This window comes from Blautia sp. DFI.3.45 (assembly GCF_020593505.1).
Classification (GTDB): domain Bacteria; phylum Bacillota; class Clostridia; order Lachnospirales; family Lachnospiraceae; genus Blautia_A; species Blautia_A wexlerae.
Genome location: NZ_JAJDMI010000245.1, coordinates 1 through 242 on the forward strand (window position 1 = coordinate 1; position 242 = coordinate 242).

At 45.9% G+C, this 242-nt stretch carries 1 protein-coding gene; it reads right to left on the reverse strand.

Annotated features, from left to right (window positions below; translation table 11 throughout):
* The coding region (locus tag LJE09_RS17760; protein WP_227311647.1) for a recombinase family protein at positions 1-242 on the reverse strand (242 nt) is incomplete at both ends.

Sequence of the window (242 nt, forward strand, 5' to 3'; positions counted from 1 at the left end):
CGCCAAATCAAAGGTCTGCTGGTCGATAATGGCTTCATGGGTATTCTCAAAGATCATCCATTCGTCCTCAGAAACATAGTGGCTTTTCTTGTCCTTAAAGTGCTTGCGGGTCTTGAAATTGATGGTGTGCCCTAAATACTCTCGCTTTTTCAAAATGTTTACGATGGTAGATGATCCCCATCCATAGGGGTCTTTGACCGGCTTTGAACGGTTCACACCCTCGTTGAAGCGGGCAAGGTGTA